The organism is Streptomyces glaucescens (assembly GCF_002154375.1).
Lineage (GTDB): Bacteria > Actinomycetota > Actinomycetes > Streptomycetales > Streptomycetaceae > Streptomyces > Streptomyces glaucescens.
On the sequence record NZ_MUND01000075.1, the window covers coordinates 397 to 14,706 of the forward strand.

The 14,310-nt window shown below is 71.5% G+C and carries 15 protein-coding genes; 8 read left to right on the plus strand and 7 right to left on the minus strand.

Annotated elements, in window-relative coordinates; translation table 11 throughout:
* From recO to CCN42_RS05895, 3 genes are all read left to right on the plus strand, one after another.
* A partial coding sequence (gene recO / locus CCN42_RS05885) for a DNA repair protein RecO (RefSeq protein ID WP_086733487.1) occupies window positions 1-732 on the plus strand: 732 nt, incomplete at its 5' end.
* Window positions 733-782: 50 nt separating this feature from the next.
* Window positions 783-1,619: an isoprenyl transferase gene (locus CCN42_RS05890; protein ID WP_086733467.1), complete on the plus strand. Its 837-nt coding sequence runs from the start codon at window positions 783-785 to the stop codon at window positions 1,617-1,619.
* 337 nt (window positions 1,620-1,956) lie between these two features.
* Window positions 1,957-2,178 carry a YcxB family protein gene (locus CCN42_RS05895; RefSeq protein ID WP_086733469.1) on the plus strand — a complete coding sequence of 74 codons (222 nt, stop codon included), beginning with the start codon at window positions 1,957-1,959 and terminating at the stop codon, window positions 2,176-2,178.
* A 28-nt stretch (window positions 2,179-2,206) separates the two neighbouring features.
* Here CCN42_RS05895 and CCN42_RS05900 read toward each other — a convergent pair whose 3' ends face one another.
* The 4 genes from CCN42_RS05900 to CCN42_RS05915 are packed head-to-tail and all read right to left on the minus strand — an operon-like array spanning window position 2,207 to window position 5,340.
* Window positions 2,207-2,629, minus strand: coding sequence for a Fur family transcriptional regulator (locus CCN42_RS05900; RefSeq protein WP_043500729.1), 423 nt, complete (start codon window positions 2,627-2,629; stop codon window positions 2,207-2,209).
* Window positions 2,630-2,688: 59 nt separating this feature from the next.
* Window positions 2,689-3,591 carry a metal ABC transporter permease gene (locus tag CCN42_RS05905; protein ID WP_086733471.1) on the minus strand — a complete coding sequence of 301 codons (903 nt, stop codon included), beginning with the start codon at window positions 3,589-3,591 and terminating at the stop codon, window positions 2,689-2,691.
* On the minus strand, window positions 3,591-4,361 hold the full coding sequence (locus CCN42_RS05910; RefSeq protein ID WP_086733473.1) for a metal ABC transporter ATP-binding protein: 771 nt from the start codon (window positions 4,359-4,361) through the stop codon (window positions 3,591-3,593). The genes CCN42_RS05905 and CCN42_RS05910 overlap by 1 nt, the downstream gene beginning before the upstream one ends.
* Window positions 4,362-4,377: 16 nt before the next feature.
* Window positions 4,378-5,340, minus strand: a complete 963-nt coding sequence (locus CCN42_RS05915) for a zinc ABC transporter substrate-binding protein (RefSeq protein ID WP_086733475.1) — start codon at window positions 5,338-5,340, stop codon at window positions 4,378-4,380.
* Window positions 5,341-5,500: 160 nt separating this feature from the next.
* Between CCN42_RS05915 and CCN42_RS05920 the strand changes: the two genes are divergently transcribed.
* From CCN42_RS05920 to CCN42_RS05935, 4 genes are all read left to right on the plus strand, one after another.
* Window positions 5,501-6,883 (plus strand): glycine--tRNA ligase, encoded by a 1,383-nt coding sequence (locus tag CCN42_RS05920; RefSeq protein ID WP_086167379.1) that lies wholly within the window; start codon window positions 5,501-5,503, stop codon window positions 6,881-6,883.
* A gap of 83 nt (window positions 6,884-6,966) precedes the next feature.
* Window positions 6,967-7,578, plus strand: a complete 612-nt coding sequence (locus CCN42_RS05925; RefSeq protein ID WP_086733477.1) for a LysE family translocator — start codon at window positions 6,967-6,969, stop codon at window positions 7,576-7,578.
* Between the two features lie 76 nt (window positions 7,579-7,654).
* Complete coding sequence (locus CCN42_RS05930) at window positions 7,655-8,668, plus strand: aldo/keto reductase (protein WP_086733479.1); 1,014 nt, start codon at window positions 7,655-7,657, stop codon at window positions 8,666-8,668.
* Between the two features lie 26 nt (window positions 8,669-8,694).
* On the plus strand, window positions 8,695-9,285 hold the full coding sequence (locus tag CCN42_RS05935) for a TetR/AcrR family transcriptional regulator (protein ID WP_086167382.1): 591 nt from the start codon (window positions 8,695-8,697) through the stop codon (window positions 9,283-9,285).
* On the opposite strand, the gene CCN42_RS42485 is transcribed toward CCN42_RS05935, so the two are convergent.
* Both CCN42_RS42485 and CCN42_RS05945 read right to left on the minus strand, forming a co-directional pair.
* On the minus strand, window positions 9,282-9,869 hold the full coding sequence (locus CCN42_RS42485; RefSeq protein WP_158102067.1) for a hypothetical protein: 588 nt from the start codon (window positions 9,867-9,869) through the stop codon (window positions 9,282-9,284). The two genes, CCN42_RS05935 and CCN42_RS42485, sit on opposite strands and share 4 nt — an antisense overlap.
* A 64-nt stretch (window positions 9,870-9,933) precedes the next feature.
* Window positions 9,934-11,376, minus strand: a complete 1,443-nt coding sequence (locus CCN42_RS05945; protein WP_086733483.1) for an MFS transporter — start codon at window positions 11,374-11,376, stop codon at window positions 9,934-9,936.
* Window positions 11,377-11,453: 77 nt separating this feature from the next.
* On the opposite strand from CCN42_RS05945, the gene dusB reads away from it, so the two are divergent.
* Window positions 11,454-12,608, plus strand: a complete 1,155-nt coding sequence (gene dusB, locus CCN42_RS05950; protein ID WP_086733485.1) for a tRNA dihydrouridine synthase DusB — start codon at window positions 11,454-11,456, stop codon at window positions 12,606-12,608.
* Here the strand turns inward: dusB and CCN42_RS05955 are convergent, their stop codons facing one another.
* A complete protein-coding gene (locus tag CCN42_RS05955; RefSeq protein ID WP_086733488.1) occupies window positions 12,609-14,216 on the minus strand; it encodes an alkaline phosphatase family protein in 1,608 nt (535 codons plus the stop codon).
* Between the last annotated feature and the right edge of the window lie 94 nt (window positions 14,217-14,310).

Genomic DNA, 14,310 nt, shown 5'->3' on the forward strand with positions numbered 1-14,310 from the left:
GACGACGGCATCGTGCTGCGCACCCAGAAGCTGGGTGAGGCGGACCGGATCATCACGCTGCTCACCCGCGGTCACGGCCGGGTACGCGCCGTGGCGAGAGGCGTGCGCCGGACGAAGTCCAAGTTCGGCGCGCGCCTCGAACCGTTCTCCCACGTCGACGTGCAGTTCTTCGCCCGGGGGAGCGAGCTGGTGGGCCGGGGCCTGCCGCTGTGCACGCAGAGCGAGACCATCGCCGCGTACGGAGCCACGATCGTCACGGACTACGCGCGCTACACGGCCGGGACGGCCATGCTGGAGACCGCCGAGCGGTTCACCGACCACGAGGGGGAGCCGGCGGTGCAGCAGTACCTGCTGCTGGTCGGCGCCCTGCGCACGCTCGCCCGCGGCGAGCACGCGCCGCACCTCGTGCTGGACGCGTTCCTGCTGCGCTCCCTCGCCGTCAACGGGTACGCCCCCAGCTTCAGCGACTGTGTGAAGTGCGGGATGCCCGGCCCCAACCGGTTCTTCTCGGTGGCGTCCGGCGGCACGGTCTGCGTGGACTGCCGGGTGCCCGGCAGTGTCGTACCCTCGCCGCGGACCCTGGAACTGCTCGCCGCGCTGCTCACGGGAGACTGGGAGACCGCGGACGCCTGCGAGCCGCGGTACGTGCGGGAGGGCAGCGGACTGGTGTCCGCCTATCTGCACTGGCATCTGGAGCGCGGACTGCGCTCGCTCAGATACGTCGAGAAGTGACCCGACGAGAAACAAGCACGGCGAAGAAGAACTAGGGAGACGAGAAGCACATGGTCGTACGCGGGTTCCTGGGGCGCCAGCGCCGCGAGTACAGGACGCCGGAGCCGCACCCGTCCGGCGCGCGGCCGCCGAGGCTCCCCGGCGAGCTGGTGCCGAACCATGTGGCGATCGTCATGGACGGCAACGGCCGCTGGGCCAAGGAGCGCGGGCTGCCCCGCACCGAGGGGCACAAGGTCGGCGCCGAGCGGGTGCTGGACGTGCTCCAGGGCGGGATCGAGATGGGCGTCGGCGCGATCTCGCTGTACGCCTTCTCCACCGAGAACTGGAAGCGCTCGCCCGACGAGGTGCGCTTCCTGATGAACTTCAACCGGGACTTCATCCGCAGGACCCGCGACCAGCTGGACGAGCTGGGCATCCGGGTGCGCTGGGTGGGGCGGATGCCCAAGCTGTGGAAGTCGGTCGCCAAGGAACTCCAGATCGCCCAGGAGCAGACCAAGGACAACGACCGGCTCACCCTGTACTTCTGCATGAACTACGGCGGCCGGGCGGAGATCGCCGACGCGGCGAAGGCGCTCGCGGAGGACGTGAGGGCGGGCCGGCTGGACCCGGCCAAGGTCACCGAGAAGACGCTCCAGAAGTACCTGTACTACCCGGACATGCCGGACGTGGACCTGTTCCTGCGCCCGAGCGGCGAACAGCGCACCTCCAACTACCTGCTCTGGCAGAGCGCGTACGCCGAGATGGTCTTCCAGGACGTGCTGTGGCCCGACTTCGACCGCCGTGACCTGTGGCGCGCCTGCCTCGAGTTCGCCTCCCGCGACCGCCGGTTCGGCGGCGCCGTCCCGAACGAGGAGCTGCTGGCCATGGAGGGCAGGCAGCAGGACTGATCACGGCCGGTACGATCCCGCCTCATGATCATGAACATGGGGCGGGGCGCCGCGCCGGAACAACAGACGGTCGAGCTGGTGTACGAGCCGACGGTGGGGGACATCACCCAGGCACTGCGGGCGCGGCTGCGCGCCACCCGGTCGGGACGGATGCTGCGGTGGCTGCCCGGCGCCCTGGCCGTGCTCGCCGCGCTCCAGGCGGCGCTGGTGATCGCCGGGCCGGGTGAGTCGCTCGGATCCGTCCCCTGGCTGCTCTTCGCGGCCCTGCTGACGGCGGCCACGCCCTGGCTCCAGGCCCGCCAGGTGCACCGCTTCGCCGAACGGCAGGGCACCTTCCGTGGTGTCGGACACCGGGGTGAGCCTGGCCACCGACACCGGCACGCAGACGATCAGCTGGGCGGGCATGCCGCGGTACGCGGAGACCCCCGACGTGTTCGTCCTGCTCAGCAGCGACAGCAAGGCCCTCGGGGTCACGATGCTGCCCAAGCGGGGCGTTCAGGGTCTGGACGGCGCCGACCGGCTGCGGGCGGTCCTGGACCGCCATCTGACCCGCGTCTGAAAGGGCTCAGCCCGAGTCCGAGGCGGGCTCAGTCCTCGGTGGCCGCCCGTGCGCAGTCCGCGCAGGTACCGAAGATCTCCACCGTGTGCGCCACGTTCACGTAGCCGTGCTCGGCGGCGATCGCGTCCGCCCACTTCTCCACCGCCGGGCCCTCCACCTCGACCGCCTTGCCGCAGACGCGGCAGACCAGGTGGTGGTGGTGCTCGCCGGTGGAGCACCGGCGGTAGACGGCCTCGCCGTCGGAGGTGCGCAGCACATCCACCTCACCGGCCTCGGCGAGGGACTGGAGGGTGCGGTAGACCGTGGTGAGCCCGACGGAGTCGCCCTTGTGCTTGAGCATGTCGTGCAGGTCCTGCGCGCTGCGGAACTCGTCGACTTCGTCGAGGGCTGCCGCCACGGCGGCACGCTGCCGGGTGGCGCGGCCCTTCACGGGCGGTCCAGCGGTCGTCACCGTTGCCTCCTCACGTCCTGCTGCGGTCCGGGCCATTGTGCCAGCCCGGACCGCAGCGGTCAGACGCCGATCTGGTCCCCGGTCGGACGACTGGCCGGAATGGTGCACTCCGCCGGGTCCGCGGGCGGCCGCGCGGCAGCCGCCGCCCGGGCCCTGCGCCGGGCCAGCGGAGCCGCCAGCCCGGTCAGCACCACGAACGCGCCGATGGTCAGCAGCACGATCGTCGCCCCGGGCGGCACGTCCTGGTAGTACGAGGTCACCGTGCCGCCGAGGGTCACGGCCACCCCGATGGCCACCGCGATCGCGAAGGTGGCGGCGAAGCTGCGGCTGAGCTGCTGGGCGGCGGCCACCGGCACCACCATCAGCGCGGACACCAGCAGCAGGCCGACCACGCGCATCGCGACCGTGACCGTCACGGCCGCGGTGATCGCCGTCAGCAGGTTCAGCGCCCGCACCGGCAGGCCCGTCACCCGCGCGAACTCCTCGTCCTGGCTGACCGCGAACAACTGGCGGCGCAGCCCGAGGGTGACCAGCATCACGAAGGCCGCCAGCACGCAGATCGCGGTGACGTCCGACTCGGAGACCGTCGACAGGGAGCCGAAGAGGTACGAGGTCAGGTTGGCGTTGGAACCCGTCGGCGCGAGGTTGATGAACATCACACCGCCGGCCATGCCGCCGTAGAACAGCATCGCGAGCGCGATGTCGCCGCGGGTCTTGCCGTACCAGCGGATCAGCTCCATCAGGACCGCGCCGAGGACGGAGACGAGCGTGGCCATCCACACCGGCGACCAGGAGAGCAGGAAGCCGAGGCCGACGCCGGTCATGGCGACGTGGCCGATGCCGTCGCCCATCAGCGCCTGGCGGCGCTGCACCAGGTAGATGCCGACCGCGGGCGCGGTGATGCCGACCAGGACGGCGGCGAGCAGCGCCCGCTGCATGAAGTCGTAGTTCAGGAATTCCATCAGCTCAGCAGTCCCGTCCGGATCGGTTCGGCGTCGTGAGCCGCGTGCGGGTGGACGTGGTCGTGGCCGGGCAGCGCGTGCTGGCCGACCGCCTTCGGGGGCGGGCCGTCGTGCAGCACACAGCCGTCGCGCAGCACCACCGCCCGGTCGATCAGGGGCTCCAGCGGGCCCAGCTCGTGCAGCACGAGCAGCACGGTCGCGCCCTGGGCGACCTGCTCGCGCAGGGTGGAGGCGAGCACTTCCTGGCTGGCCAGGTCGACGCCCGCCATCGGCTCGTCCATGATCAGCAGCTCGGGGTCGGCGGCGAGCGCGCGGGCGATCAGCACCCGCTGGTGCTGGCCGCCGGAGAGCGCGCCCACGGAGTCCCCGGCCCGGTCCGCCATGCCGACCAGGTCCAGGGCGCGGCGGACGGCCTCGCGGTCGCTCTTGCGGAAGACCCCGAAGCGGGTGCGGGACAGGCGGCCGGAGGAGACCACCTCGTCGACCGTCGCCGGGACGCCGCCCGCGGCGGTGGTGCGCTGTGGGACGTAGCCGACGCGCGCCCAGTCGCGGAACCGCCGGCGGGGGGTGCCGAACAGCTCGATCTCGCCGGTGCTGACCGGCACCTGGCCGATGATGCTGCGCACGGCCGTGGACTTGCCGGAGCCGTTCGCGCCGAGCAGCGCGACGACCTCACCGCGGGACACGGTGAGGTCGATACCGCGCAGGACGGGGCGCGAGCCCAGCTCGGCGCGTACGCCGCGCAGGGATATGACGGGCTCGCTCACAATGGGGCCTCCGTAACGATCACTTGGCGCCGAGGGCCGTCCTCAGCGCGCTGAGGTTGGACTCCATGACCTGGAAGTAGTCGTCGCCCCCGGACTTGTCGGTGATGCCCTCGAGCGGGTCGAGCACGTCGGTCTTCAGGCCGGCGTCCTTCGCGAGCGTCTTCGCGGTCTTGTCGCTCACCAGTGTCTCGTAGAACACGGTGGTCACGCCGTCGGCCTTGGCCTCCTCCTGGAGTTCCTTGATCCGGGCGGGGCTCGGCTCGGACTCCGGGTCGAGGCCGCTGATGGCCTCCTGGGTGAGGCCGTAGCGCTCGGCGAAGTAGCCGAACGAGGCGTGGTTGGTGAAGAAGACCTTGGTCGTGGTGTTCTTCAGCCCGTCCGCGATCCGCGTGTCGAGGTCGTTCAGCTTGCCGACCAGCGCGTCCGTGTTCTTCTTGTAGTCGGCGGCGTGGTCCGGGTCGGCCTTCTCGAAGGCGGCGCCGACGCCCTTGGCGACCTCGGCGTACTTCACCGGGTCGAGCCAGACGTGGGGGTCGAGGGCGTGCTCCTCTTCCTCCGAGGGCTCCTCGGCGTGCTCCTCGCCCTCGTGGCCGTGGTCGTGCTCGACGCTGCCGTGGTCCTCCAGCTCGGTGAGGGACGCGGCGTCGATCTTGGTCTTCGCGCCGGCCTGGGCGACGGCCTCGTCGACGGCGGGCTGGAGGGACTTCAGGTAGAGGACCGCGTCGGCTTCCTGCAGCTCGGCGGTCTGCTTGGTGCTGAGCTCCAGGTCGTGCGGTTCCTGACCGGGCTCGGTGAGGGTGGTGACGTTCACGTGGTCCCCGCCGATCTGCTCGGCGAGGAACTGCATCGGGTAGAACGACGCGACGACATCGAACTTGTCCGTGTTGCCCGCGTCGGCGGAGTCGCTGGAGCAGGCGGTCAGGGCAGCGAGACCGAGGGCGGTCACCGCTGCGGTGGGTATGAGGTGTCGTCGTACGTTCATGAGAGTCATTTTCAACAAAAGTGGAAACGGTTGTCAACAAAGTCCTCATTCGGGACAGGGGGCATCCCGATTTGGTTCAGGGGGAGTCCGCGCCGGTAACCTGAAGCATTCGCTGGAAGCACCTCGCTTCGTCGCCCGTCGTCGTAATGAAGAGAGCACCGTGGCCGCCGACAAGATCGACACCATCGTCAGCCTGAGCAAGCGCCGTGGCTTTGTTTTCCCGTGCAGTGAGATCTACGGCGGTCAGCGCGCCGCCTGGGACTACGGGCCGCTGGGTGTCGAGCTCAAGGAGAACATCAAGCGCCAGTGGTGGCGCTACATGGTGACGTCGCGCGAGGACGTCGTCGGTATCGACTCGTCCGTGATCCTCGCCCCCGAGGTCTGGGTCGCCTCCGGCCACGTCGCCACCTTCACCGACCCGCTCACCGAGTGCACCTCCTGCCACAAGCGGTTCCGCGCGGACCACCTGGAAGAGGCGTACGAGGAGAAGAAGGGCCGCGCCCCCGAGAACGGCCTGGCCGACATCAACTGCCCCAACTGCGGCACCAAGGGCCAGTTCACCGAGCCCAAGCAGTTCTCCGGTCTGCTCTCCACCCACCTCGGCCCGACCCAGGACTCCGGCTCCATCGCCTACCTGCGTCCCGAGACCGCCCAGGGCATCTTCACCAACTTCGCCCAGGTGCAGACCACTTCGCGCCGCAAGCCGCCGTTCGGCATCGCCCAGATGGGCAAGTCCTTCCGCAACGAGATCACGCCCGGCAACTTCATCTTCCGCACCCGCGAGTTCGAGCAGATGGAGATGGAGTTCTTCGTCAAGCCGGGCGAGGACGAGCAGTGGCAGGAGTACTGGATGGAGCAGCGCTGGAACTGGTACACCGGTCTCGGCCTGCGTGAAGAGAACATGCGGTGGTACGAGCACCCGAAGGAGAAGCTCTCCCACTACTCCAAGCGCACCGCCGACATCGAGTACCGCTTCCAGTTCGGCGGCAGCGAGTGGGGCGAGCTGGAGGGTGTCGCCAACCGCACCGACTACGACCTCGGCGCCCACTCCAAGGCCTCCGGCCAGGACCTCTCCTACTTCGACCAGGAGGCCGGCGAGCGCTGGACGCCGTACGTCATCGAGCCCGCGGCCGGTGTCGGCCGCACCATGCTGGCCTTCCTCCTCGACGCCTACATCGAGGACGAGGCGCCCAACGCCAAGGGCAAGATGGAGAAGCGCACGGTGCTGCGCCTGGACCACCGCCTGGCCCCGGTGAAGGTCGCGGTGCTCCCGCTGTCCCGCAACCCGGAGCTGTCCCCGAAGGCCAAGGGCCTCGCCCAGGCGCTGCGCCAGCACTGGAACATCGAGTTCGACGACGCCGGCGCCATCGGCCGCCGTTACCGTCGCCAGGACGAGATCGGCACGCCGTACTGCGTCACCGTCGACTTCGACACCCTCGAGGACAACGCGGTCACCGTCCGCGAGCGCGACACGATGAAGCAGGAGCGCGTCTCCCTCGACCAGATCGAGGGCTACCTGGCCGGCCGCCTGATCGGCTGCTGACCTCCGCGCCACCCGATTGGCCCCCGATACGGGACCCTGACCGGTCCTGTATCGGGGGCCTTCGCGCGTCCAGGGTGGTGCCCATGAGCATCGCCTTCCTCCTCACCACCCTGATCGTCGTCGCGACCCCCGGCACCGGGGTCGTCTACACCCTCGCCGCCGGACTCTCCCAGGGCCGCCGGGCGAGCGTCGTCGCCGCCTTCGGCTCCACCCTCGGCATCGTGCCGCACATCCTGGCCACCCTCACCGGCGCGGCGGCCCTGCTGCACACCAGCGCCACCGCCTTCCAGGTCCTCAAGTACGCCGGGGTCGCCTACCTCCTCTACATGGCCTGGGCCACCCTGCGGGACAAGGACGCGATCAGCGTCGACGGCGGTGCGGCCCCCGTCCCGGCGGGCCGGATGATCGTCCGGGGCGTGCTGATCAACCTCCTCAACCCGAAGCTGACCATCTTCTTCTTCGCCTTCCTGCCGCAGTTCGTGGACCCGGGCGAGCCGCACGTGCTCACCCGGATGCTGCTGCTGAGCGGTGTCTTCATGCTGGCGACCTTCGTCGTCTTCGCCCTGTACGGCGTCCTCGCCGCCTCGGTCCGCAGCCAGGTCGTCTCCCGCCCGCGCGTCATGGCCTGGCTGCGACGCGGCTTCGCGGGGTCCTTCGTGGCGCTGGGGGCGACGTTGGTGACGGCCGACAGGTGACGGACCGCGAAAGCCACCTGACAAGTGACAGCTGACAGATATTGAAATCTGTCAGCTGTCATGCGAGGGTGGAGGCATGACGACGATCCAGACCCGCCCCCTCGGAACCACCGGCCCCCAGGTCTCCGCCCTCGCCCTCGGCTGCATGGGCATGTCCGCGCTGTACGGCGACGCCGACCGCGCCGAGTCCGTCGCCACCGTCCACGCGGCCCTCGAAGCCGGCGTCACCCTGCTCGACACCGGCGACTTCTACGGCATGGGCCACAACGAACTGCTCCTCGCCGAAGCCCTGCGCACCGCCCCCGCAGCCCGCCGCGAACAGGCGCTGGTCAGCGTGAAGTTCGGCGCGCTGCGCGGCCCCGACGGCAGCTGGCTGGGCATCGACGGCCGGCCGGAGGCCGTGAAGAACTTCGCCGCGTACTCGCTCCAGCGCCTCGGCGTCGACCACATCGACGTGTACCGGCTCGCCCGCCTCGACCCGGCCGTCCCCATCGAGGAGACCGTCGGCGCCATCGCCGAACTGGTCGAACAGGGGTACGTCCGGCACATCGGCCTCAGCGAGGTCGGCGCCGACACCGTCCGCAGAGCCGCCGCGACCGCGCCGATCGCGGACCTCCAGATCGAGTACGCCCTGATCACCCGCGGCATCGAGGAGGAGATCCTGCCGACCGTCCGCGAACTGGGCATCGGCATCACCGCCTACGGAGTCCTCTCCCGCGGCCTGATCTCCGGCCACTTCACCGCGGACCGGCAGCTCGCCGCGGGCGACTTCCGCGCCCTCTCGCCCCGCTTCCAGGGCGAGAACCTCCAGCACAACCTGCGGCTCGTCGAGGCACTGCGGAAGATCGCCGAGCAGAAGGGCGTGACCGTCGCGCAGATCGCGATCGCCTGGGTGCTCGCGCAGGGCGAGGACATCGTGCCGCTGATCGGCGCCCGCCGCCGGGACCGGCTGACGGAGGCGCTGGGCGCGCTGGACGTGACCCTGGACGCGGCCGACCTCGCGGCGATCGAGGAGGCCGTCCCGGCGGACGCGGCGGCCGGCGCGCGCTACCCGGAGTCGCAGATGGCCCACCTCGACAGCGAGCGGTGATCCGCCCGCCGGGTACCGTCTAGGCCATGGCCCCCAGCGAGACCCTGACCGCCGAGCGCATCCTCGAAGCGACCGAGGAGGTGCTGCGCCGCCACGGCCCGGCCAAGGCCACCGTGGTCGACGTGGCCCGCGCGCTCGGCGTCAGCCACGGCAGCGTCTACCGGCACTTCCGCACCAAGGCGGCCCTGCGCGAGGCCGTGACGAAGCGCTGGCTGGACCGCACGTCGCAGGAGCTGGCCGGCATCGTCGCCGAGCAGGAGCGCGACCCGGAGCAGCGGCTGCGCGCCTGGCTGCGGGCCCTGTTCGACGCCAAGCGCCGCAAGGCGGGCCACGACCCGGAGCTGTTCGCCACCTACATGGTCCTGACCCGCGAGAGCGGCGAGGCGGTCCCCGAGCACATCGCCGACCTCACGTCCCAGCTGACGGACATCGTCCGCGCCGGCCTCGACGCGGGCACCTTCACCGCCACCGACCCGGCCGTCACCGCCCGCGCGGTCTTCCAGGCCACCGGCCGCTTCCACGACCCGTGCTATGCCGACGAGTGGGAAGCCCCCGGCGTCGAGGCGGAGTACGAGGCGGTGGTGGACCTGGTGGTGCGGGGGCTGAGGGGCGCCTAGTACCGGGGTCTTGCGGGTGCGGCGGCATTGTGGTCGGTCGCGCCGTTCCCCGCGCCCCTTGCGGGGGTTCTGGTGTCCTGCGGGTGCGGCGGCGTCGTGGTCGGGTGCGCCGTTCCCCGCGCCCCTAGGGGTGCCGGTCGCCGGGGCGGACGCCGCTTCGCGGTCCCCTGGGACTGCGCGACGAGCCGGACTCGGACGTCCTTGCAGGGCAGCACGATCGTCCGGTCCCGGCCGGGCCGCCGGCCGGGCGTCACCAGGAACAGCCGCCCGCCCGAGGCCAGGAGCAGCCGGAAACCCTCGTACCGGTAGGGGTACGCACGCTCGCCGCCCGCAGCCTTGTCCAGGCGGCTCGCGACCACCCCCCGCGGCAGGTCGTCCAGTGGTTCCCCGGTGTCGATGACGACCTCGGGGCGGTCGCCCGGCTCGTCCGCGTCCTGCCCGCCCCGGCCCGTGCCGTACGCCCGGGCCAGCTGCGTGGACGCCCGGACCAGCCCGGCGACGCCCAGGCCGACGGTGCACATCACGGCGTTCCTCGACAGGTTCTGCGGCAGCAGCGGGTGTCCGCGCCGCTGCCCTCGATCCACACGCCGTAAGCGATCCCCGCCGGGCCGAACGCCAGCGCCAGCGGGGTGGCGCCGGTGATCACGCTCAGGGCGTCGGCGCCGCCTCACGCGCCTGCGCCGCCTCCAGCCGCTCGGCGGTCCGTTCCGCCGTCCGGCGCGCCCACCGGCCGCTCGACAGGGCGCCGGCCACCAGCACCACCACCCCGCACCCCGCGAGGACCCACCACCCGGGCAGGGCGGCCGACACGAACACGTCCCGGTACGCCGACGTGCCCACGCCCGCCGCCAGGACGGCGCCCACCACCGCGACACCCAGCGTCTGCCCCAGTTGCCGGCTGGTGGAGGCGACGGCGGCGGCGACGCCCGCCTGCGCCCGCGGCATCCCCGACACCGCCGTGTTGGTGATCGGCGCGTTCACGAAGCCGAAACCCACGCCGAACAGCGCGTATCCGGTGAGGAGCCCCGCGTTGGACGTCTCCGCCTCGAACACCGCGAACAGCAGCGCGCTCGCCGTCATCGCGACGCCCGCGATCAGCAGCGGCAGCCGTGGTCCCCTGCTGCCCACGAGACGTCCGGACAGGAGCGCGCAGAGGAACGTCGGTACGGCCATCGGCAGCATCCACAGTCCGGCGTGCAGCGCGTCCAGGCCGCGCACGTTCTGCAGGTACAGCGTGGACAGGAACAGGAAGCCGCCCAGCGCGGCGAACGCCGCGACCGCGATCACCGTGGCCCCGCTGAACGGCGCCGACCGGAAGAACCGCAGGTCGATCAGCGGGTCGGCGCGCCGCGGCTCGTACACCAGCAGCCCGGTCAGCGCGGCCCCGGCCACCAGCGCGAAGGGCAGTACGGCCGCGAACCCGGCCGCGGGTGCCTCGATGATCGCGTACGTCAGTCCGCCGAACAGCAGGATGACCAGCGTCTGTCCGACCGGGTCGGCCCGGCGGGCCTTCGCCGCGCGGGACTCGGGCACGTACCGCAGGGTCAGCAGCAGCGCGGCGAGACCCACCGGCAGGTTGATCCAGAAGATCGCCCGCCAGCCGACCGACTCGACGAGCAGGCCGCCCACGAGCGGGCCCGCGGCCATCGAGATGCCGACCACCGCGCCCCAGGCACCGATCGCGCGGGCGCGCTCGCCGGGGTCGGTGAAGGTGTTGGTGATGATCGACATGGCGACCGGGTTCAGCATGGAGCCGCCCACCGCCTGGATCATCCGGAACGCGATCAGCGCGTCCAGGCCGGGAGCCATGGAGCACAGGGCCGAGCCGATGGTGAAGACCACCAGTCCGGCCATGAAGACCCGCTTGCGGCCGATCCGGTCGGCCGTCGACCCGGCGAGCATCAGCAGCGAGGCCAGCACCAGGGTGTACGCGTCGATCGTCCACTGGAGGCCGGACGTGGTGGCGTGCAGGTCGTCCTGCATGGAGGGGAGCGCCACGTTCAGCACGGTGTTGTCGAGGCTGACGATGAGCAGGCTCATGCAGCAGATGGCGAGCACGAGGAGGCGTCGTCGGTGGCTGAGCCCGGGCATGTCCCCATCGTACGCCGGGTTGGATAGTGCGCCTAACTAAAGAACTTCGCCCGCTCATTGCGCGGCACAATGGAGGAATGTCCACGCCCACGCCGCCGCCCGCGCAGCCCCTGCAGATCGGCCCCCACACCGTTCAGCCGCCCGTCGTCCTCGCCCCCATGGCCGGGATCACCAACGCCCCCTTCCGCACCCTGTGCCGGGAGTTCAGCGGCGGCAAGGGCCTGTTCGTCAGCGAGATGATCACCACGCGGGCGCTGGTGGAGCGCAACGAGAAGACCATGCAGCTGGTCACCTTCGACCCCACCGAGCAGCCCCGCTCGATCCAGCTGTACGGCGTGGACCCGGTCACCGTCGGCAAGGCCGTCCGCATGATCGCGGAGGAGGACCTCGCCGACCACATCGACCTGAACTTCGGCTGCCCGGTCCCGAAGGTCACCCGCAAGGGCGGCGGCTCCGCCCTGCCCTACAAGCGCAACCTGCTCCGCGCCATCCTCCGCGAGGCCGTCGACGGCGCGGGGGACCTCCCCGTCACCATGAAGATGCGCAAGGGCATCGACGACGACCACATCACCTACCTCGACGCCGGCCGCATCGCCGTCGAGGAGGGCGTCACCGCCATCGCCCTGCACGGCCGCACCGCCGCCCAGCACTACGGCGGCACCGCCGACTGGGACGCCATCGCCCGGCTGAAGGAACACGTCCCGGAGATCCCGGTGCTCGGCAACGGCGACATCTGGTCCGCCCAGGACGCGGTCCGCATGGTCCGCGAGACCGGCTGCGACGGCGTCGTCGTCGGGCGCGGCTGCCTCGGCCGGCCGTGGCTCTTCTCCGACCTGGTGGCCGCCTTCGAGGGACGCCCCGAGGACATCGCGCGCCCCACCCTGCGCGAGGTCGCCGACGTCATGGTCCGGCACGCCCGGCTGCTCGGCGAGTGGATCGGCGACGAGTCCAAGGGCGTCGTCGACTTCCGCAAGCACGTCGCCTGGTACCTCAAGGGCTTCGCCGTCGGCTCCGAGATGCGCAAGCGGCTCGCCGTCACCTCCTCCCTGGAGGAGCTGCGTGCCGGGCTCGACGAGCTGGACCTGGACCAGCCCTGGCCGGCCGGCGCCGACGGCCCCCGCGGCCGCACCTCCGGCAACAACCGGGTCGTCCTGCCCGACGGCTGGCTGAAGGACCCCTACGACTGCGCCGGTGTCGGCGAGGACGCCGAGCTGGACACCTCCGGCGGCTGATCAGTCCCGCTTCCCCGAGGGCGTGGAGCCGTACGCCGTCAGGAACCGGTCCCGGAACGCGTCCATCTTCCACACCGGCGCGTCCCGGGCGGGCTCCAGCCCGTCCGACCAGCCCCAGCCGTCGATCTTCGCCAGGACCTCCGGGTCCTTGGCGACGATCGACACCGGCACGTCCCGGCTGGCGCCCTCGCCGCTGACCCGGGCGATCGGCTGGTGGTCGCCGAGGAAGACCAGGACGGTGTCCTCACCGCCGTAGCGCCGCAGCCACTGGGTGAGGCTGGCGACCGAGTACTGCACCGACCGGCCGTACGCCTCCTTGGAACGGGCGGAACTGGCCACCACGTCCGCCGGGTCCTCGCCCTTCGCCTCGATGCCCTCGAAGATCCGCCCGTCGCCCAGCTCGTCCCAGCCGACCAGCTCGGGCAGCGGCGCCCACGGCTGGTGGCTGGAGGTGAGGATGACCTCCGCCATCAGCGGCTTGTCCCGCTTCTTCCCGTGCTCCAGCCGCTGGAACGCCTCCAGCGCGTACTGGTCCGGCATCGTCGACCAGCTGAACCTGGGCCCCCGGTAGCCGAGCCGGAACGCGTCGTAGACATGGTCGAGGCCGTAGAACTCCGCCTCCGGCCAGCCCTTCCGCACCCCCGGCATGACCCCCACGGTCCGCCACGCCCCCGTCTTGCGGAACGCCTTGGTGAGGGTGAGGTGGTCGCTGGAGGTCACCGTGCGATACCGCTGCTGGTTGGCGATCCACAGCCCGGACAGGAACGTGGAGTGGCCGAGCCAGCTGCTGCCCCCGTACGTCGCCGAGGTCAGCCAGCCGCTCTTCGCCCGGAACCCCGCCTTCGCCAGCGCCCCGGTGCCCGACTCCAGGGTGCGGTGGACGCCCGGCCGGATCGCCGGGTCCTCGATGGCGCTGCGGCCGTAGCTCTCGATGAACGCGAAGATCACGTCCTTGCCGCGCAGATCGGGGACGAGCCGCCCGGGCGGGGTCGCCCCGAACGCGTCGTTCCTCGCCTCCTTCGCGAACGCCGCCTCGTCCCGCAGCGTGGCCCGCACCCGCTCCGTCTGGATCCGCACCAGCGCCGACGCGTGGTCGGAGGCCACCGGCAGCCCCGCGAACTGCACCCCCAGCGCGGCTGTCGTCGTCCAGACGACGGCGGCGGCGAGCGTCGACCGCACGGCCACCGTGCGATGACGGGCCAGCAGCTCGCCCAGCCGGACCGTGGCCAGCGTCAGCAGCGCGCACAGCAGCAGCGCCAGCACGACCGCCCCGGCCGCCAGCCCGAACGCACCCGCCGAGCCCATCGTGTCCCCGGCGTACGCCTGCGCGTCGTCCAGCAGCTCCCAGTCCAGCACCAGGTTGAAGCCCCGCCCCAGATACGCGTGGAACCCCATGTCCAGCAGGTTCAGCACCGTCAGCGCCCCCAGCGCCAGCCCGGCCAGCACCGCCACCACCCGCCGCCACCGCCCCGGCAGCGCCAGCAGCAACGCCGCCCCGACCACCGCCTCCACCGGGATCCGCAGGAACTTGTCCGGAGTGAGCGTGTGCAGGGTGTTCGGCAACAGCAGCGCGAGCAGGACGAGCAGGGCGGACAGGGCAGTGAGCACACGATTGAGCGCGGACACCCGGGGGCCTTCCGTACGAAGCGGGGCGGACGGCGGACCCGCAGTGGGGGAGCGGGTCCGCCACCCTGTCGTACGG